Here is a 17360-nt window from a genome sequence, read left to right as displayed (position 1 = left end):
ATCGAGAAGTCATGTTCGGATTCCGATCGACCCCGCCGCCGTCGTACGGTGCTGATGCCGTGGTGACTGGCGCGGGAAGCGGTATCGGCCGCGCCTTTGCCATCGAGCTCGCGCGGCGCGGAGGCCGCGTTGTGTGCGCCGACATCTCACTCGAACGGGCCGAGGAAACGGTTCGCCTTCTTGCCGGCCGCGGCTACGCAGTGCAGTGCGACGTTGCGGAGCGATCGCAGGTGGAGGATCTGGCCTTGTTCGCCGAACTCGAATTCGGTGGCGCCCCAACGGTGGTGATCAACAACGCCGGCGTCGGCATCGGCGGGCAGCCGGTGGGCAGCATCGGTTTCGACAACTGGAACTGGGCCTTGGGCATCAATTTGTGGGGCGTCATCCACGGGTGTGAAACGTTCGTTCCACAACTGCTCGCGGCCGGGCGCGGGGGTGTCATCAACGTCGCCTCCGCTGCGGGGTTCGCCGCCGCGCCGACCATGGGCCCCTACAGCGTCGGCAAGGCCGGTGTCATGTCGCTTTCGGAAACCTTGGCTGCGGAATTGTCGGGAACTGGTGTGCGCGTGAGCGTGCTGTGCCCGACGTTCGTCAAGACCAACGTCGCCGTGGACGGCCGTATCACCGCGAAGTCGTCCCAACTCGCACAGAATCTGATGCGGTGGACCGGGTTCTCGCCTGAGCGCGTCGCCGTCGGCACGCTCGACGCCTTCGACAAAGGCCGCCTCTACGTCGTTCCGCAGCTTGATGCCAAGGCAATCTGGCTGGCCAAGCGACTCACTCCAGCTCTCTATGCCCGCGGTGCCGGGCTGCTCAATCGACTGATGCCGGATGAGCCTGCGCCGCACAGCCAACTTCAGACCGCTTCAACGACAGGAAAGTGACGATGACACAGAACTTCGATTTCGATGCCATGCTGGACAAGATCAAAGACCGTCAATGGGCCCTGGCCGACATCGACTGGGACGCACCGGGTGGGGAGCTGATCAGCCCCGAATTGCATGCAAAACTCAAGCCGTTCATGTCGGATCTGATGTGGATCGAGAACGTCGGTGCCCGCGGCTTCGCGGCCATGGCACGCAAGGCCCCGACCGAGACGCTGCGAGACATCTACCGCCACTTCCACGCTGAGGAACAGAAGCACGCCAACGCCGAACTGGCGCTGATGCGACGGTGGGGGATGCTCGAGAACGACGAGATCCCTCAGCCGAATGTCAACGTCAAACTCATCATCGATTGGCTGGACAAGTACTCCGACCAAACCCCACTGGCCGTGCTCGGCACAGTTATTCCGATGCTCGAGGTGGCCCTCGACGGTGCGCTGGTGAAATTCATCGTCGACGAGATCGACGACCCGGTCTGCCAAGAGGTGTTCAAACGCATCAACGCCGATGAGTCACGGCACCTCGCGGTTGATTTCGAGGTCATCGAGCTTCTCGGGCATGCGAAGATGCGCAAGATCATCGTCGAGACCGTGGGTGCCTGGATGCACCCGTCGCTGATCATCGGCACCCTGCGTTACATCCCGTTGCTGAACAAGATGCGCGACAACATCGTTGCGATGGGTGTTGACGAGGAGCGTCTCTACACCGCCATGAAGCGATTCAAGAAGGTCGGTGAACGCACCCCCTTCCCCAATCGCCTGCCCATGTACCGCTTCATCAGCTGGCACGGATCGGTGGTGATCAACCGCGACCACCCGTACCACCGCTTCGCCGATTCGATGGTCACCCTGACCGCCAAGTACCCCAAACGCCTGCTCCGCGGCCAGCCCACCTGGTCGAAGGAACTGACCTACGAGCCCGTCGCATGAGCGGCCGTAAAGTGTTGTCCGTTGCCGTCATCGGCGGCGGGTTCGCCGGCGTTGGCGCGGCCATCCGGCTCAAGCAACGCGGCATCGGCGACATCGCCATCTTCGAGCGTGGCACCCGTCCCGGGGGGACCTGGCGTGACAACACCTATCCCGGTGCGGCATGCGACATTCCGTCGCGGCTGTACTCCTACAGTTTCGCGCCGAATCCGGATTGGTCGCACACCTACTCCGGCAGCGAGGAGATCCTCGCTTACGTCGATTCGATGATCGACAAGTTCGAGCTGGCCCAGTATTTCCGGTTCGAACACAACGTGGCCGATCTGACCTGGCACGAAGACTCGTCGCAGTGGGAGGTCACCATCGACGACCGCGAGCCGGTTTTCGCTCGCGCCGTCGTCATGGCGTCGGGCCCCCTTGCCAACGTGAGCCTCCCGAAGATCCGCGGCATCGAAACCTACGAGGGCGAGAAGATCCACAGCGCCCGCTGGAACCATGACTACGACTTCGCGGGTAAAAAGGTTGCCGTCGTGGGCACCGGGGCGAGCGGGGTGCAGATCGTGCCGGAACTGGTCCGTGTGGCGGACTCGGTGAAGGTCTTCCAGCGCACACCCGGGTGGGTTCTTCCGCGCACCAACCTGAGTACACGGCCGGTGACCCGCGAGGTGTATCGACGCTTACCGTTCACGCAGTCGCTGGCCCGCAAGGCCTGGTTCTGGGGCCATGAATCCGTCGCCCTGGGTGTGGTGTGGAAGTCGCCGCTGACCCGCGTCGTGGAAGGGGTGTCCAAGCTGCACCTGCGCACACAGGTGCGTGATCCGTGGATGCGCCGTCAGCTCACACCCGAATTCCGGGCCGGATGCAAGCGGTTGCTGATGACCAGTCAGTACTACCCGGCTCTGCAGAAGGACAACTGCACCTTGGTGACCTGGCCCATTGCCAGTATCTCGGAGAAGGGGATCCGCACCGTCGAGGGCATCGAGCACCAGTTCGACGCAATCGTTTTCGCGACCGGATTCGACGTTTCCAAGGCGGGCACGCCGATTCCGATCACCGGCCGCGGCGGCCGAGTCCTCGCCGAGGAGTGGAGCAAAGGCGCTTACGCCTACAAGTCCGTTGCCGTCTCGGGATACCCGAACATGTACTTCACCTTCGGTCCGAACTCCGGCCCAGGCCACAGCTCAGCGCTGGTGTACATGGAGGCGCAAATCGACTACATCGTCGACGCCATCGCCACGGCAGTGAATCAGAACTTCGTCCTCGACGTCCGCGCGGACGTGCAGGCGCAGTACAACCAGGAGCTGCAACAGCGGTTGACCAAGACCACGTGGAACTCGGGCTGCTCGAGCTGGTACCTCACTGAGGACGGCTTCAACGCCACCATGTATCCGGGCTTCGCGACGCAGTACGTCAAGCAACTGGAAACGGTTGTCCTGCCGGACTACTCGATCACGGCCGCGAACACCGCCGGCGTGGACGACGCTGTCCTGGCCGGGACTCCCTGATTCTCGCAGACAACTAGGGAGACCGAAAACCTCACCGCTGCAGGGGTACACGAGGGGAGTGATGCGGAGGACCGCATCACTCCCCTTGCTTGTATGTCCGCCGGGAGCTGACGCGAAAGCGGCGCCGTCACGAGGGGACTACGTAGCGGGAACTGCCCGAGACCAGCAACGCCTGGTCGTCGGCGAGTAGTCGCAGTGTGAATCGCTCACCGAATCGGTGTCTGAGTTCGTCGATGATCGCCCGACCCGACACGATGCCGTCGGCGTGGGGCACGATGACCTCGTCGATCCAGCCGAGCCCAGTTGTGGAAACAAGACCGCGTGCCTCGGCTGGGTCGTCGAGCAGGCCGAGCGGTTCGATATCTGCGCCGATGACGCACGCACCTGCACTCGCGCCGATGTAGGGCAGACCGGCCTCGACGTGTTCAGTGAGGACATCCGCGAAACCCGTGCGCCGAAACACCTCGAGCAAGTGGAAGACGTTGCCGCCGGAGACGAAGACGGCTTCGACCGTGTTCAGGGACTGCGCGATGTCGGCTGGAGTCATCGCCTCGATGTCGAGTTCGACTGTCTGCCAGCCCTGTTCGTCGAGAGTTGTGCGATCGAAGTCCACCCAGGCTCGGTCGTCATAGATCGACGATGCGGTAGGTACAAACCCGATGGTTGCGCCAGGGCCGGTTCGGGGCGTCAAGAAGCCGGGTACCGCCGACAACCATCGGCTCACCAACAGGAGTTCAGCCACAGCACCAGCCTGCCACGTTGCGTACTCGCTCCGTCACCAAGTGCGGCGGCCACAAGAGCAGTACCTCGCTCAGAGCGGGGTGAGGCCGATCATCCGGCGGTCCGAGGAGTAGATCCACCCATTGTCGTACGGTGTCATCGCACCGCCCGATCGGAATGTCTCGGGATCTGGGTCGATGGCCACAAATGGCGCTGTCCACACGGTCTCGCCGGTGCCGATGTCGACGGCCATGAGGGCTTCAGACCCGTCGAGCACACCGGACCCGAGGAGCAACCCGCCACCGGAAGCGAGGGGTGTCAACGACTGGTCGCCATCGACGCGCCACATCTGCCTTCCAGACCTCACATCGATGCCTATCGCGCGTTGGTTCGCCGGATCGCGGAGGTAGGCGGTGTGCCCGACGACAGCGGTGACCGTCCCTGACTCCCCGTCAACGAGATCTGAGCTCTCCCACAGGTACTTGCCGGTCGTGCGATCGTATGCGGAATCACCGAGCAGGACAGGGGGATCTGCGTCGGTGGCGTGCTCAAATACCGGATACTGCACTACCGGACTCTGCGAGGTCGCGAGCACCTTCCCATCCGGCCCGCGTAGAAGCTGCTCAGACTCGGAGTCGACGTACCCGCAGCCGCCGTTCGATTGGACCACAACACCTCCGGACTCGAGGGCCGCGCTGGAGACGCAGCTCTCGCCGCTGCCCCACAACAGGTTGCCGGATTCGGCATCGAACTGTGCCATGGAGATGCCCATTCGTACGAGCCCGACTCCGTCGGTCACGGTCAGTACGCCCGACTGGTACACGTCTTCCCATCCGCCGCTGACGTCGAAGCTCTGCGTCCAATTGGCGGAAACGTCGTCGAAGCCGCCCGAGTGGACACGGACCTCGCCGTCTTCGGGGCTGCCTTCGATGATGTACAGGGTGTCAGCGGTGGTCGTGAGACCGAAAATGTACTCCTCGACGGAACGCCTCTCTGACGCACCCGACTTGAGGTCGTACGTGACGATCGCGTGGCCATCGGCTTGTGCGTAGCAGTAGATCTTCCCATCGATCGGCTGCCCGCTGCACTGCTCGAGATCCGCGGCGGGCGCTCGCCAGCGCACCGCACCGCTTTCGGGGTCGATACCGATCATTGCGGCCTCGTCGAGGACGTACCTGTCGGTCGGAATGCCGACAATGGTCACGAGAGTGTCTGCGGCCAGGATGAATCCGGGAGTGCCGGACATGTACGACGATCCCCCGCGGGGATCCGAGAAGTCGGCGAACGGACGGCCGAGGTACTCCGCGGCATCGAGCGACCAAGCGAGCCCCGGCGTGTCCTCGTTTGTCCCAGTGATCTTCTTGACCGACGTTTGACCTTGGTCGGCCACCACGACCGCGGCTGCAGTGACCGTCACGACGGCGGCTGTCGCAGCTGCGATAAGCGCCCGCGTACTCCTGTTGGGCACGGCTACAGCTCCAATCCATCCGTGAGAGCGATGGATTCGAGATCCTCCAATGACAGCGGCGTCGTGGGTACCGCCGCGCTGGAACTGACAGAGATCTGAGTTCCGCCGGGACGCGTCACTTCGACGGAGTTGGTCGTCTCTCTCTGCGAGTTGTCGGGACTGCTCGTTGTTGAGATCGAACCGGAGGACTGCTGCGTCTGCACGACGGTCCCGTCGGGAAGCGTCCGCATCTCGCGCTGACCACTGGACCCGGGAACCGGGCGTTCAGGAGTAGGAAGTGGCTGGCCTCCGGTGATCGAGATCTTCAGTCCTGCAGTCACGTCCGACACCGGCAGATCTGTGCACACAACGTCATCCGAATAGCTGGCGAGTTGCAACGGAGGCAGCTTTCGGCCGCGGAGATCGATCGCCGCGAGGATGGTATCGAGCCTGCGGGCCTGCTCCCGGGTAATGGCGGGGCCGCCGTCGTCGAAGGAATCCCCGCACCCTTTTGACGGCGCGGGTGTGCCCGGTGGGACAGGGGTGCTGACCCGGAGTCCGGGATCACTGACAATTCGCACCAGATCATCGATTGCCAGAGGGATCTTCCCGCTGTGCTCTTGTTGCGCGTCGCCAGAAATGTCGTAGGCGGTCGCATGGATCCACGACTGATCGGACACGTAAGCACGCGCAGATCGTCTAAGAGTGCGGGAGCCATTCACTTCTTCCCAGGTGTCGTGGACGTCGACGATCGTGCCATCGGCGAGAGTGCGTCGCTCGTCGAGATAGCCCGCCACACACGCGGGAACCGGGTCGGCGTTCTTCTGTACCTGTAGGTAGACACTGCCTTTGGCGTCGTCGTTGACCAACGCAGCCGTCGCGTAGGTGTAGCCTTCCGGCTCTGGCTGCGCTCCGCCGAGGTCAGATACTGGCTGGAACACAAGTGACTTCTCCGGGCTTGCGAACTCAACTTCTGCACGTGGGGGCAGTGACGCGACCGCAGCGTTCGACATCGCGGTCGCCTTTGGACCGCTAAACCATGGGAACTCGGGATTGTCGTAGCTGGGGTCGCTACTGGACGTGAAAACACTGAAGCGACCCGAATCGGTGGGTGGTGGCTCGACCGTTTCGCACCCCGGAATCGGTGCGGTCGGGTCCACGGGTTCTTCAACGATGTCGACGTCCTCGGGCGCAGCCGGATCGGGATCCGTCGTCGATGTTGTTGGCAGCGTGGTCAGTTCAGGATCTGGCGACGGCCTCAGCAGGCCGGCCACCACGATCACAACGGCTACGACGGACACCATGATCAGCGCGTAGGTCCACGCCTGCTTCGCGCGTGACGATTCCTGCTCGTTCATCCACTTCCTCCCCGTTGCGGACGCTACGGCAGCCATGGCGATATGGCCAGCGCTGGTCACCGCGACCGGTGGCTACAGCGCCGTGTCGTTGCAGCGGCGGCTACTACCTAGAGGCGAGGCTCACCCGCGCGGCGCTCGAGGGCGCGATCCCGGGCGAGCAGGAAGAAAGGGATCGCGGTCGCGATGCCCACCCCGAAGGTGAGAACAAATGAAGCGACCCACCATCGGATGATGTGGAGCTTCTTCGCTTCCGAGAACGCCCAGATATGGAACCCGATGACCACGTACATGAGGTCGACCATCGCGAAGCGGCCCGGTGTCGTCTTGTGGATGTCCCCGACGAAGAAGTCCAGCACCGACTTCGGGCCATTCTCCTTCACGTAGGGAATGGCTATTGCGTTCTGCGTGACCAGTGCGGCGACGAAGGTCGCCATCAGTGAACGGCGGCGCCAGACGTCCGACTGTGAAACGGTTTTCGGCATGGGTTCTCCTCTAGGTAGGAAATTCCTGCGCGCACGAGTCTGTTGAGCCGGTCCGGTCTGGACACACTCGAACCTACGCAGATCCGTACCGCGGCGAGTGTACGGTGACGAGCTGCTGCGAGCACACGAACGGCCAGACGTCGCCAGTCGCAGCAGGATTCAGTGCTTCGAGAGCATCAGCGCAGCACGCATCTGGGCGAAGAGAAAGACTGCCTGCTCGCCGACCACATCTTGGTATTGCTCGATCACCTCATGGACGAAATCGCGGCCACCGGCATCACCGAGTCTGTTCGTCCACTCCGTCGCACCGACCGCAAACCATTGGGCGAAAGCCTCCGTCGACTCGAACTGCCATCGGAGATCCTGAACGGTCAAGTCCGAGGCCGTGAAGCCTGCGGAGGCCGCGAACTCGCGGAAGTGATCCGGCTCGACGTGGAAGTACGGCGCCGTGAACCCGCGAAAGTCACTCTCCCAGAGCGGGTCCTGCGCAACCTGCATTGCCACATCCTCGATGCTGGGCCGCTCGGTCTCGCAGACAACCTGGATGACGGCACGACCACCGTCGGTCAAGCTGCGGGCGATCTCTCTCAGCGCGGTGGCCTGATCGTGAATCCAGTGCAACGCGTTGAACGACACCGCCACGTCGAAGTCGCGATCAAAGGGGAGATCCAAAGCGTTGTCGACGTGAAACTGCACTCGCAGTAGGTCCGGAGGTACGCGCGTCAGCGCTTTGTCGATCATGCGCCGCGAGGCGTCGACACCGACGACAGACCCGTTCGGCAGTCGTTCGGCAAGCTGCATGGTGATGAAGCCGTCTCCGCAGCCGACGTCGAGCAGCCGTTCGTTCCCGGAGAGATCCAGGCCTTGGATCGACACCTCCGCGACCATCCGTTGCAGGGCACTGACATCGGCGTAACGTTCGCCATCCCAATCGACCACGACAGCTCCTCGCTCCCACAGATTGTGCAGTCGGGCCGTACGCGGCACCGCCCCCAGTTTGAGGGTAGCCAACTTGGCAGCGCGAAACCTGGGCGATCAGGCGAAAGGTAGACAGGGTCAGATGGGGATCAAGATGCTCTCGTCGTAGCGAGGCGCTCGATGCGGGGCACCGCGACCGCCATGATGCTCAAGTAGGCCGGCGCCCAGATCGGCACGGCCATGCTGAGTACGCAGCCGCCCCGTGTCGGGATCACCTCGTGCCGGGTGGCGGGCACACCCGCCACTCGCCAAGCCCACACCCGGCCGTCGATGAACTCGTTGATCTCGAACGGCAGCGGCACGCCGACCGGTGTCCACACCTTGCCGCGAATCCCCAGCGCCAGCGGCCCGGGCTCATCGAGCTCAGCACCGGCAACCGTCGGGCCCCACTTCGGCCACGACGTCAGATCCACCAGGACGTCCCACACCGCATCCGACGGCAGCGACATGGCGAGCTCCACAGTCGGCATTCGATGTCGGAAACCCAGGCGCATGGGTAGGACTTAGCCAGAGCCGCTCTAGTTCAAACAGCAATCACGGTATCGGCATGGGGGCGAGGCTGTTACCGGCGGGAATGCCGGCGCAGTTGCTACGAGTAGGGATACCCGCAAACCGCTCGGTCAGGTACTCGAAGCCCTGTGCCTCGAACGGTGGGAACGATTCCTGGTGCGTCAGACCGTTGTACTGCGCGTAGGTGACGTCGACTCCGCGGCCGCAGTATTCGTGTGCCAGACCGACCACGTCGTCGGTGACCATGATGGTGTCGCCGATGGGGTCGGCATGCCCGACAGCCAGGAACAACGGCGCCTTCGGGGTTCCCTGGCTACCCATGATGTTGTCGTCGATCGCGCCGACAACCTGCGGCACCTGCAACAGCGAGGTGTACGGGGCCTTCACCATCTGGGCGTCCGTCAGGCCGGGATAGTCACCGGCGAAGTTGGCGATGCATTCGGAGCTGACCGTTTGCATCAGCTGCTGGCCGTAGTCGGAGATGAACTTGCTGGTGTCGAGATCGTAGGCGCGCTGGTAGGCGACGATCAGCGCCGGGATCACGCCCGCCCACTGCGTGCCGCCGCTGATATAGGGAAGGTTGTGGGCGAGGTCGACGGGCAATCCGCCTGCCGCAACGCCGATGATGTTCAGTTCGGGCGCATACTTCGGTGCCACCTCGGCGCCCCACTGGGTGGGTACCGAACCGCCTGAGTACCCGACCAGCCCGATTGGGGTGGAGACCGGCAGTTTCAAGAACGCCTCGGCCGCACGAAGGCCGTCGAGCGCGGCATAGCCGGACTGGCGTCCGATGGTCCACTCCAGTTCTTCACCCTCGTAGTCGGGCGCCACCACGGTGTATCCGGCGGCCAGGTATCCGGCGATCACTGCTTGTTCGGCCTCGGCGATGGGACTGGATGATCCGCCGCTGAGTGTGTACGACGGATCGCACTGAGACCCGAGGGCGTCGTAGGCCATGTGGTACGAGATCAGCTTCGTCGGTCCGGGGATCAACGGTCGCAGGACTGTTGCGACGGTGACCGCGCCTTTGCCTTGTTGATCAGTTGTGCGGTAGAGCACCTGGTTACCGGTGATCGGGGTGTCGAGCGTCGGCGTCCGAAAAGTCATCGGCCGGCTCCGCAGTACCGTGCCCGGCGTGATGTCGGAGAGCGACCCGTCGTAGCTGTAGAAGGGGTCGGCCGACGGAAGCGGGGACCCGGGCCCCGGATCCGCCTGCGCGGCAGGGACACCCGCCAGCGCCAACGACCCGACGAGGAGACCGACTGCGGCGACGACACGCAGGGCAAGGGTCCGACCACCAAATGACATGGTGGTATTAAAACACCGGTGTCTCGACCGTGGAGTGAGTTCGATGACTGTTCACGAAACCCGATGCTCCGCAACTAAATAACGATCATTCACTCCGCGTTTAAGAAAGCCAGTCGCTAGAGGCTTTCGGTGGCTACTGCGAGTTCAGGTAGGCGATGATGGCGTTGACCAAGCCGTCGCGGGCGTCATCGAGGTCGCCGTACGTCCCGAGGGTTCGCTCCGAGGTGATGCCGCGCATGGCGGCCGGGATCAGCGCAGCCATCTGCCGGATCCGCACCGGATCCACACCCAGGTCGGCGAACGCACGCTCACAAGCGTTGTCCCAGCGCGGTTTCCAGGAAGCGAGCTCGGCTGCGGTGAGGGGGAAGTCGCGCTCGAGTTCGGTGCGTTCGCGGGGCAGGGCCGCACGCAGTGTCTCGATCGCCAGAGATTCCGGCGATCGCAGCCCGACGTACATCGCCTCGATGAGCCCGGTCACCCGTTCTTCGAGGGTGCCTCCCGGCTTGACGTTCGCGGGCAGATCGCCACGTTGCTCGGCGGTGTAGCGGAGTACGGCGGCCCACAACCCGTCGATGTCGCCGAACTGATACTTCACCACGCCCCAGGTGGCCCCGATGTCCCGCGCGATCCGGTTTCCCGACACGGCGCCGGGGTCGCCTGTAGCCAACGCGGTGATGGCGGACTTGATCATGCTCTCGCGGGTGGCGATTCCTCGCTTGTTCGCCCGCCTGCTCGGCGCCGCCACTTCGGTCATGACAGCTGATGGTAGTCGGTGTCAGCCGCGACGCCTACTTTCAAAGAACCCTCTTTACAAGTTTCACAGATGGTTCTACGGTTGTGGTCAGCGCGGCCGCCGCAGGGTGCGTGGTCCATCCGAGTGGATACTCGGCGTCGACTGCGGCACAACGTAATTCAGAAAACGCGGAGGTTCGGAGTGGCCAAACCCACACTGTCCATGAAGCCGACCGGCTGGTTTCAGGTGGCTTGGTCGGCTGAGGTCACCGTGCGCGAAGTCCACCGGATGACGTATTTCGGCCGCGAGATGGTGGCATGGCGAACCACGTCGGGCCAGGTGGCGGTCTTCGACGCGTACTGCGAACATCTCGGCGCCCACCTCGGCTACGGCGGACATGTGGAGGGGGAGAACCTGGTTTGCCCGTTTCACGGATGGGAATGGAACTCTGAAGGCCGGAATGTCTGCATTCCCTACGAGAATCATCCGAACAAGGGCCGGCGGATCCGCAGTTATCCCGTCGTCGAGCGCAACGAATCCATCTGGATCTGGCACGACGTGGAGGGCCGAGCCCCCTACTTCGATGTTCCGGATGTGTTTGCCGACTTCGACGACGGCAAGAGCGCGGACGACTACTACCCCTCGTTCCCCGTCGGCGTGCTCTACCGCGAACGGCTGGAACTGCATCCGCAATACATCATGGAAAACGGCGTAGACTTCGCCCACTTCAAATTCGTGCACAAAACGCCCTTTATCCCAGAGTTCACCCGGCAGGACTTCGACGAGCCGGTCTCGTATGTCGACTTCACGGTGGCCTTTGACGACGCAGTCTCCGAAGACGATGTCAGCAGCGGGGTGGAGGCCATCAACGGCGGACTCGGCGTGGCGGTCACCAAGAGCTGGGGCATGGTCGACAACCGCACGCTGTCCGCGGTGACGCCCGTCGACGACAACACGTCCGATGTCCGGTTCGCGGTGTGGATCGGGCGCAAGCCCGGTGACCAGTCCGCGGAGATGAACGACTACGCGAAAACGATGGCGAACTACATCATCGAACAGTTCGCGGCCGACATCAACATCTGGGCGCACCAGCGATACTCCGACCCACCGGCCCTCTCGCGCAAAGAGTTCGAGGGCTTTCGGGCCCTGCGCGCCTGGGCCGCGCAGTTCTATCCCGATGAGCAGAACCGCGCCCACGCTCACACGTCGACAGTCGAGGCCACATCGTGATCGGTGGTCGAACCGCCCGGTCCGATGATCCGTACACAAGCCGAGATCAACAGGGAGACAACACATGAGTACTGCTGAGAAGATTCGCGTATTCCAGGTGGCCACAGGAAATGTGGGAACCGAGATGATCAAGCGGATCGCAAGTCATCCCGACCTGGAGCTGATCGGCTTGCACTGCTACACCCCGGAGAAGGTGGGCCGGGACGCGGGCGAGATAGCGGGCCTGGCGCCGAACGGGGTCATCGCCACCGGATCGGTGGACGACATCATCGCTGCGAAGCCGGATGTGTTGACCTTCCACGGGGTGTTCCCGGACGAAGAACTGTACGAGCGTGTGCTCGAAGCCGGCATCAACATCGTCACCACGGCCGACTGGATCACGGGGCACCACAGAAATCAGAACCACCCGCACCCGTCCGGCAAGAAGACCACCGAGGTACTCGAAGCCGCCTGTCAGCGAGGAGGTTCCACCTTCTATGGCACCGGTATGAACCCGGGACTGTGCCAGATACTCGGAGTCGTCCACTCCGCGGATGTGGCAGACATCGAGAACGTGACCGTCATCGAATCCGTGGATGTGTCCTGCCACCACTCGGTGGAGACGTGGAAAGAGGTCGGGTACGGACGTCCGATCGACGACCCGTCCATTCCCGGATCGCTGGAGAAGTACACGAGAGTGTTCTCCGACAGCGTCTACATGATGGCCGATTGTTTTGATCTGGAGCTGGACGAGGTCAAGTTCTCCTATGAGCTTGGCGCGTGCACCAAAGACGTGGACCTTGGGTGGTATCAGATGCCGAAGGGTTCGCTGGGCGCGAACTACATCAAGTACCAGGGCATGGTGGACGGTGTGCCGCGGGTCGAGTCACACCTGGAATGGCAGATGACACCCCACACCGCGCCCAGCTGGGATATCAAGGGCTGCTACATCACCCATATCCAGGGCGACCCGAACATCTACAGCAAGCACATGATCTTCCCGAAACCCGGTGTGCGACTCGACAATCCCGAGGATTTCGCATCCATCGGCATGACCGTCACAGGTTTGCCCGCGCTGAACTCGATCCGTTCAGTGGTCAACGCGCGACCAGGAATCCTCACGAGTGCAGACATGCCCTTGCGGGGCATGGCGGGCCGTTTCAAGCTCTGAAACCCCTGTGATCAGGACGCGTCTTGAAGGCCGGGAGCGCGGCGGATGTCGACGACCGGAGCTGGCGCTTCGGTGAGCAGGCGCTCGTCGGCAAACAGTTCGAGTACCTGACGGGCCGGACGGACCGGCGCGAAGACCCTGAAGCTGTCGGGCCGGCGAGCGTACGCCTCGAACACCACATCGACGGCGGCAGAGGAGAAGAAGTTCACCTGAGACAGGTCGAGTACCACCTCTGAGTAATTGGCCATCGCTGCATTGATCACCGCCAGAAGCTGCGGAGAGGTCACCATGTCGGCGTTGCCACTCACCCGGACGACTGCGTGAGCGTCGGTGAAGGATTCGACACTGATCTCGAACGGCCACTCGTGGTCGGAGAACTCGGGTGCCAGGAAATCTGTGCTCATTGTTCTGCCTTTCTCGTTCGATACGGGAATCCACGCAAACTCGGGCGTCTGGTTGGTGGCTCTGCCTGAACACTAGAAAGTTGCGCTCACCCAAGCAATGCGCAACGAGCTTCGGCGCGCAATCGTGACGAACGGTAACGGACAGGTAACGGCGGGCGAGGTGCGCCCCGGATGTGCAACCACGGCGCCGGCGCGCACCTCTGCCGGTGTCATTGGGTCACGGCGCGATGAAACCGCCACCGCCCGGAAGGGAGGGTTGGCCCGCATTCGGGTATGCGGACGACCCCTTCAACGAAACCGTGAAGGCAACCGGGCCTGATCCGGTGTTCACCGTCTGGTGCGTGGGCGCGGGATCGAGGAAGTAGCGGCAGGGTTTGACGGTGCTGCTCCCGCGAACGCCGGTGGAGAGATTGATGTAGTCGATTCGTACTAGTGCGCCTGCTGCAGTGGTCGAACATGTCACCGGGCTCGCAGGAGCGGAGAATGTGGTGAGTCCGGGGGCTTGCGCACTTGCCTGGATTGATGCCAGGAGCGGTCCGCCAGTGAGAAGGCCACTGATCTGCAACCCGATTGCCGGAATCTGGTAGACGGTGACCGGCGCTGCGGTCAGCGTCGGTCCGATTGGAGCGGCACCTGCGGCCGGTGTGGTCCCCACCGAGATGGCAAGCGCTGTCATCGCGGCCCCTGCTGCTGCCACGCACTTTTTCACAAATCGCATTTCTGACCTCCACGCTGTTCGGGATTCTTGAGCGAATTTTGATTTCATCGAACAATCGCACAGCAGAATTGCGATGCGATCGTCATTTCGATATCGAATGATCTCGGCAGCCGTGTTACTTACCGGACAAAGGTGGTCCAAGTGAATGACGTCTGTTCGATCGAGCCGTCTGTCGATCGAGCGGTTTTGGGCGAGATTTCCGGATCGGACTAATCGCGAAATGCCTCGACCACGTCCGCAACGCGTTGAAGTTGACTGACGTCTGAACTGGTCGGGATGAGGTGGATCTCGTCGGTGCCGATGGCAGCGAACTTCGCCAATACCTCGGCAAGCTGATTCTCGTCGCCCGCCCAGCCGGTGGTGGGAGCGATGGCGTCGACGAAGTCGGCAGGAATCCAATTCATGTACCGACGCAGGTGATGGTGGATCTGCGCGCGGGCGGGTTCGGGATCGCCGAGTGCGAACCAGAAGGATGTCGCCAGATGCGGTGGCTTCTTGCCTGCCTCCGCCCACGAGGTGGTGGCGACGTCGAACAGCGCTTTCTGCTTGTCGACGTCCAGGTCAAGCGTGGTCCCGGCCAAGCCCTCGGCCCAATGCGCCGCGGAGCGAACCGTTTTCGGCCCGATGGTTCCGACCATCAGCCGAGGTCCACCCTCCTGCTCGGGTGAGGGGCCGACGGGGAGCACTGAATCGGTGATCCGTTCGCCGGCCCACACCCGCTTCATGATCGCGACGCGGTCGGCCATGCCGCGGATGGTCTGACTCTTCGGGTCGGCGCCGACTGCTCGATAGTCCTCGTGCCGTCCGCCTACCCCGAGTCCGACCGTCAACCGCCCGCCGGAGAGCATGTCGCCTGTTGCGAGCGCCTTCGCCAGCATGACCGGGTCGTGGAGCTGGGGCACGATCACCGTGGTGACCAGTTGCACCCGGTCGGTCCACGCGGCAACTGCACCGAGCAACGTGAGACTGTCGGGATTGTCGAAGGCCATGCGCTCGCCCCAGCAGATGGACGAAAAAGGCCCATCGTCAACGGCTTTCGCCCACTGTTTGAGAACTGTTGCATCGAGGTCCGGTTCCATCACCGGCAACGTCATTCCGACCTGCACGAACCTGATCCTCCATGATCACCACCGGGTGGGGTGCCGGTTTCGCCGATCAGATCAGTCCCTGCGCGAGCATTGCGTCGGCAGCTCCGGCAATCAGCCTATCGATCGACAGAAAATGCCTTCCGCCGGAGATGTCCATCGCTCAGTGTCTATTCACGCAGCGGCCATCGTGAAAGAGTTGCGCCGATCATGTGACCGAGGGGGCGAGTGTGCCGTTGTACTACCCGTACTGGTGGGGGATGTATTGGTGGGGGCCGTACATGCCCTACGTGACACTCATCGTGCTGATCTTGATGATCGCCTCGCTGGTCGACATCGTCGGCGGTGAAGGTGAGCCAAAAGGCATGCCGCGGTGGGGCTGGCTGCTGCTGGTGATCATCCTTCCGTTTGTCGGATCGGTGGTGTGGTTTCTCAGCGGTCGCCCTCGTGTCCGCAATCGTCGCCGGCCCGTCGACCGTGGTGCCGGGTCACTGTTTCCCGAATATGACCGCAAAGGCCGGTTCGTCCCGCAAGACCCCGTCGCGGACGCGGAGTTCTTGCAGCGCTGCCGCGAACGAGCTGAACAGCAGCGGCGCGACGCCGATCTGGAATGGCGGCGCCGTCGGCGCGAGGAAGGCTGACAGCCCGTTCAGGTCACGCGAAACCCCCTCGGACCTGCGAACCGGCGACGTACCGTTGGCTGAGTCGTCGAAAAGGGGCCCGATATGCGCTCACTGGTCAAGACATCCGCCGCCGCAGGTTTGACAGCAGGCATCGGCGCGTTGGCGTCGCAAGACGTGAACACCCGCTGGTACCGCAAGCTGTCGAAGCCGCCGTTCCAGCCACCGTCCGTCGCGTTCCCGATCGTGTGGACCGCGCTCTACAGCGATGTCGCCATCAGCTCGGCGGTGGTGGTCGACCGTTTGCACGAGCAGGGTCGGCACATCGACGCGGCCGCCTTCGAACGAGCGCTGTACCTGAATCTGGTCCTCAACGGGTCCTGGACCTGGGTCTTCTTCAAAGCGCATCGTCTCGATGCTGCGACCGCGACCGCAGGTGCGCTCACACTGAGTTGTGTCGATCTGGTTCGGCGCGCGCAGCCAGGGTCGCCGATTGCTTCCACGGCGCTGGTTCCGTACGCCGCGTGGTGCGCTTTCGCGACGGTTCTGTCGGCTGCGATCTGGCGTCGTAATCGCTGGCCGCAGAATTAGCAGGCTTTGTGTCTCCTTGCAGTCGTTGCAGCGCCTGTGAAGAAACACAAAACCTGCGTTTGAGCGTCGATATCATGTGCCCGGTGTCCGAGAGTGACGACGACCTGACGGCCCGGCCCATGGAGTACCCCGGCCGAGCTGTCGCCGGCACCGGCGTGCTCGTACACGACGAGTACCGACAGCTTGCCACGGTCGAGGGCATCGAGCGCGAGCTGCACAGGGCGGCGAAACCTGGACTGTCGCAACGCCGGCCGGTGATCGCGGTGGGTTCAAACGCCTGTGCAGCGGTGATGAGGCGAAAGCTCGCTGATGTCGATGGGTGTGTTCCGTTCCTCCTCGGCACCGTCAGCGACATCTCTGTCGGCCACAGTGCGCACCGCAGCGTCGCCGGGTTCATCCCCGCGGCCCCGTTCCGTCGCCCCGGCCCGCCGATCTCGGTGGTGATGACAATGCTGACGCCGGACCAGCTGAGCGCCGTCGACCGCACCGAGCCCAACTACCGTCGCGTCGAGATCAAGTGCGACATCGCCGGGCTCGGAGTCGGTACCGCCGAGGTGTACGTCTCGCTGTGGGGTGTGATCGCACCACGGGAGAGGAACCGTTCGGTCTGACACCACAACGGCACTTGCACAACGAATTACGAGCCCGCTGCCCACGATTTGGCGTCACCGAGCCTCCTTGCGCAGCCGTCGCCTTGTCGACGGTGCTGGC

The 17360-nt window shown here is 63.1% G+C and carries 19 protein-coding genes; 8 read left to right on the top strand and 11 right to left on the bottom strand.

The window, feature by feature from the left end:
* The first annotated feature begins 11 nt into the window (after nt 1–11).
* From CSW57_RS09945 to CSW57_RS09935, 3 genes are read left to right on the top strand one after another with little or no spacing between them, the layout of a single operon-like run.
* Nucleotides 12–884: an SDR family NAD(P)-dependent oxidoreductase gene (locus CSW57_RS09945; RefSeq protein ID WP_099382652.1), complete on the top strand. Its 873-nt coding sequence runs from the start codon at nt 12–14 to the stop codon at nt 882–884.
* 2 nt (nt 885–886) lie between these two features.
* Nucleotides 887–1813: a reductase gene (locus CSW57_RS09940; protein WP_099382651.1), complete on the top strand. Its 927-nt coding sequence runs from the start codon at nt 887–889 to the stop codon at nt 1811–1813.
* Complete coding sequence (locus CSW57_RS09935; RefSeq protein WP_099382650.1) at nt 1810–3315, top strand: flavin-containing monooxygenase; 1506 nt, start codon at nt 1810–1812, stop codon at nt 3313–3315. The genes CSW57_RS09940 and CSW57_RS09935 overlap by 4 nt, the downstream gene beginning before the upstream one ends.
* A gap of 127 nt (nt 3316–3442) precedes the next feature.
* Here CSW57_RS09935 and CSW57_RS09930 read toward each other — a convergent pair whose 3' ends face one another.
* The 8 genes from CSW57_RS09930 to CSW57_RS09895 all read right to left on the bottom strand — a co-directional run bounded on the left by CSW57_RS09930 (nt 3443) and on the right by CSW57_RS09895 (nt 10872).
* Nucleotides 3443–4057, bottom strand: coding sequence for a Type 1 glutamine amidotransferase-like domain-containing protein (locus CSW57_RS09930; protein WP_099382649.1), 615 nt, complete (start codon nt 4055–4057; stop codon nt 3443–3445).
* Nucleotides 4058–4126: 69 nt separating this feature from the next.
* Nucleotides 4127–5452: an outer membrane protein assembly factor BamB family protein gene (locus CSW57_RS09925; protein ID WP_223249163.1), complete on the bottom strand. Its 1326-nt coding sequence runs from the start codon at nt 5450–5452 to the stop codon at nt 4127–4129.
* Between the two features lie 53 nt (nt 5453–5505).
* A complete protein-coding gene (locus CSW57_RS09920; RefSeq protein ID WP_099382647.1) occupies nt 5506–6840 on the bottom strand; it encodes a hypothetical protein in 1335 nt (444 codons plus the stop codon).
* Nucleotides 6841–6947: 107 nt separating this feature from the next.
* Nucleotides 6948–7322 carry a DUF2834 domain-containing protein gene (locus CSW57_RS09915; protein ID WP_099382646.1) on the bottom strand — a complete coding sequence of 125 codons (375 nt, stop codon included), beginning with the start codon at nt 7320–7322 and terminating at the stop codon, nt 6948–6950.
* Nucleotides 7323–7481: 159 nt separating this feature from the next.
* Nucleotides 7482–8261 carry a class I SAM-dependent methyltransferase gene (locus CSW57_RS09910; RefSeq protein WP_099382645.1) on the bottom strand — a complete coding sequence of 260 codons (780 nt, stop codon included), beginning with the start codon at nt 8259–8261 and terminating at the stop codon, nt 7482–7484.
* 128 nt (nt 8262–8389) lie between these two features.
* Nucleotides 8390–8749, bottom strand: coding sequence for an SRPBCC family protein (locus tag CSW57_RS09905; protein WP_370623936.1), 360 nt, complete (start codon nt 8747–8749; stop codon nt 8390–8392).
* Between the two features lie 85 nt (nt 8750–8834).
* Nucleotides 8835–10118 (bottom strand): lipase family protein, encoded by a 1284-nt coding sequence (locus tag CSW57_RS09900; protein ID WP_099382643.1) that lies wholly within the window; start codon nt 10116–10118, stop codon nt 8835–8837.
* A 133-nt stretch (nt 10119–10251) separates the two neighbouring features.
* Nucleotides 10252–10872: a TetR/AcrR family transcriptional regulator gene (locus CSW57_RS09895; protein WP_099382642.1), complete on the bottom strand. Its 621-nt coding sequence runs from the start codon at nt 10870–10872 to the stop codon at nt 10252–10254.
* 180 nt (nt 10873–11052) lie between these two features.
* On the opposite strand from CSW57_RS09895, the gene CSW57_RS09890 reads away from it, so the two are divergent.
* A complete protein-coding gene (locus CSW57_RS09890; protein ID WP_099382641.1) occupies nt 11053–12081 on the top strand; it encodes a Rieske 2Fe-2S domain-containing protein in 1029 nt (342 codons plus the stop codon).
* A 64-nt stretch (nt 12082–12145) separates the two neighbouring features.
* On the top strand, nt 12146–13231 hold the full coding sequence (locus CSW57_RS09885; RefSeq protein ID WP_099382640.1) for an NAD(P)H-dependent amine dehydrogenase family protein: 1086 nt from the start codon (nt 12146–12148) through the stop codon (nt 13229–13231).
* Nucleotides 13232–13242: 11 nt separating this feature from the next.
* Here the strand turns inward: CSW57_RS09885 and CSW57_RS09880 are convergent, their stop codons facing one another.
* From CSW57_RS09880 to CSW57_RS09870, 3 genes are all read right to left on the bottom strand, one after another.
* Nucleotides 13243–13635: an STAS domain-containing protein gene (locus CSW57_RS09880; RefSeq protein ID WP_099382639.1), complete on the bottom strand. Its 393-nt coding sequence runs from the start codon at nt 13633–13635 to the stop codon at nt 13243–13245.
* A gap of 217 nt (nt 13636–13852) precedes the next feature.
* Nucleotides 13853–14353 (bottom strand): hypothetical protein, encoded by a 501-nt coding sequence (locus CSW57_RS09875; RefSeq protein WP_099382638.1) that lies wholly within the window; start codon nt 14351–14353, stop codon nt 13853–13855.
* A gap of 209 nt (nt 14354–14562) precedes the next feature.
* A complete protein-coding gene (locus CSW57_RS09870) occupies nt 14563–15447 on the bottom strand; it encodes an LLM class flavin-dependent oxidoreductase (protein ID WP_099382637.1) in 885 nt (294 codons plus the stop codon).
* Between the two features lie 203 nt (nt 15448–15650).
* Between CSW57_RS09870 and CSW57_RS09865 the strand changes: the two genes are divergently transcribed.
* The 3 genes from CSW57_RS09865 (at nt 15651) to CSW57_RS09855 (ending at nt 17260) form a co-directional block, all read left to right on the top strand.
* Nucleotides 15651–16079 (top strand): PLD nuclease N-terminal domain-containing protein, encoded by a 429-nt coding sequence (locus tag CSW57_RS09865; protein WP_223249162.1) that lies wholly within the window; start codon nt 15651–15653, stop codon nt 16077–16079.
* A gap of 84 nt (nt 16080–16163) precedes the next feature.
* Nucleotides 16164–16649 (top strand): TspO/MBR family protein, encoded by a 486-nt coding sequence (locus CSW57_RS09860; RefSeq protein ID WP_099382636.1) that lies wholly within the window; start codon nt 16164–16166, stop codon nt 16647–16649.
* A gap of 83 nt (nt 16650–16732) precedes the next feature.
* Complete coding sequence (locus tag CSW57_RS09855) at nt 16733–17260, top strand: hypothetical protein (RefSeq protein WP_143696507.1); 528 nt, start codon at nt 16733–16735, stop codon at nt 17258–17260.
* Nucleotides 17261–17360 lie beyond the last annotated feature (100 nt).

The organism is Williamsia muralis, assembly GCF_002735905.1.
GTDB classification, from domain to species: domain Bacteria; phylum Actinomycetota; class Actinomycetes; order Mycobacteriales; family Mycobacteriaceae; genus Williamsia; species Williamsia muralis_A.
This window is presented reverse-complemented; position numbering and strand designations above follow the sequence as displayed.

Bases quoted from the DNA above. Each gene is read 5' to 3' on its own strand.
- CSW57_RS09945 (WP_099382652.1), top strand. From the start codon at position 12: ATGTTCGGATTCCGATCGACCCCGCCGCCGTCGTACGGTGCTGATGCC.
- CSW57_RS09940 (WP_099382651.1), top strand. From the start codon at position 887: ATGACACAGAACTTCGATTTCGATGCCATGCTGGACAAGATCAAAGAC.
- CSW57_RS09935 (WP_099382650.1), top strand. From the start codon at position 1,810: ATGAGCGGCCGTAAAGTGTTGTCCGTTGCCGTCATCGGCGGCGGGTTC.
- CSW57_RS09920 (WP_099382647.1), bottom strand. From the start codon at position 6,840: ATGAACGAGCAGGAATCGTCACGCGCGAAGCAGGCGTGGACCTACGCG.
- CSW57_RS09915 (WP_099382646.1), bottom strand. From the start codon at position 7,322: ATGCCGAAAACCGTTTCACAGTCGGACGTCTGGCGCCGCCGTTCACTG.
- CSW57_RS09905 (WP_370623936.1), bottom strand. From the start codon at position 8,749: ATGTCGCTGCCGTCGGATGCGGTGTGGGACGTCCTGGTGGATCTGACG.
- CSW57_RS09900 (WP_099382643.1), bottom strand. From the start codon at position 10,118: ATGTCATTTGGTGGTCGGACCCTTGCCCTGCGTGTCGTCGCCGCAGTC.
- CSW57_RS09895 (WP_099382642.1), bottom strand. From the start codon at position 10,872: ATGACCGAAGTGGCGGCGCCGAGCAGGCGGGCGAACAAGCGAGGAATC.
- CSW57_RS09885 (WP_099382640.1), top strand. From the start codon at position 12,146: ATGAGTACTGCTGAGAAGATTCGCGTATTCCAGGTGGCCACAGGAAAT.
- CSW57_RS09880 (WP_099382639.1), bottom strand. From the start codon at position 13,635: ATGAGCACAGATTTCCTGGCACCCGAGTTCTCCGACCACGAGTGGCCG.
- CSW57_RS09875 (WP_099382638.1), bottom strand. From the start codon at position 14,353: ATGCGATTTGTGAAAAAGTGCGTGGCAGCAGCAGGGGCCGCGATGACA.
- CSW57_RS09870 (WP_099382637.1), bottom strand. From the start codon at position 15,447: ATGACGTTGCCGGTGATGGAACCGGACCTCGATGCAACAGTTCTCAAA.
- CSW57_RS09860 (WP_099382636.1), top strand. From the start codon at position 16,164: ATGCGCTCACTGGTCAAGACATCCGCCGCCGCAGGTTTGACAGCAGGC.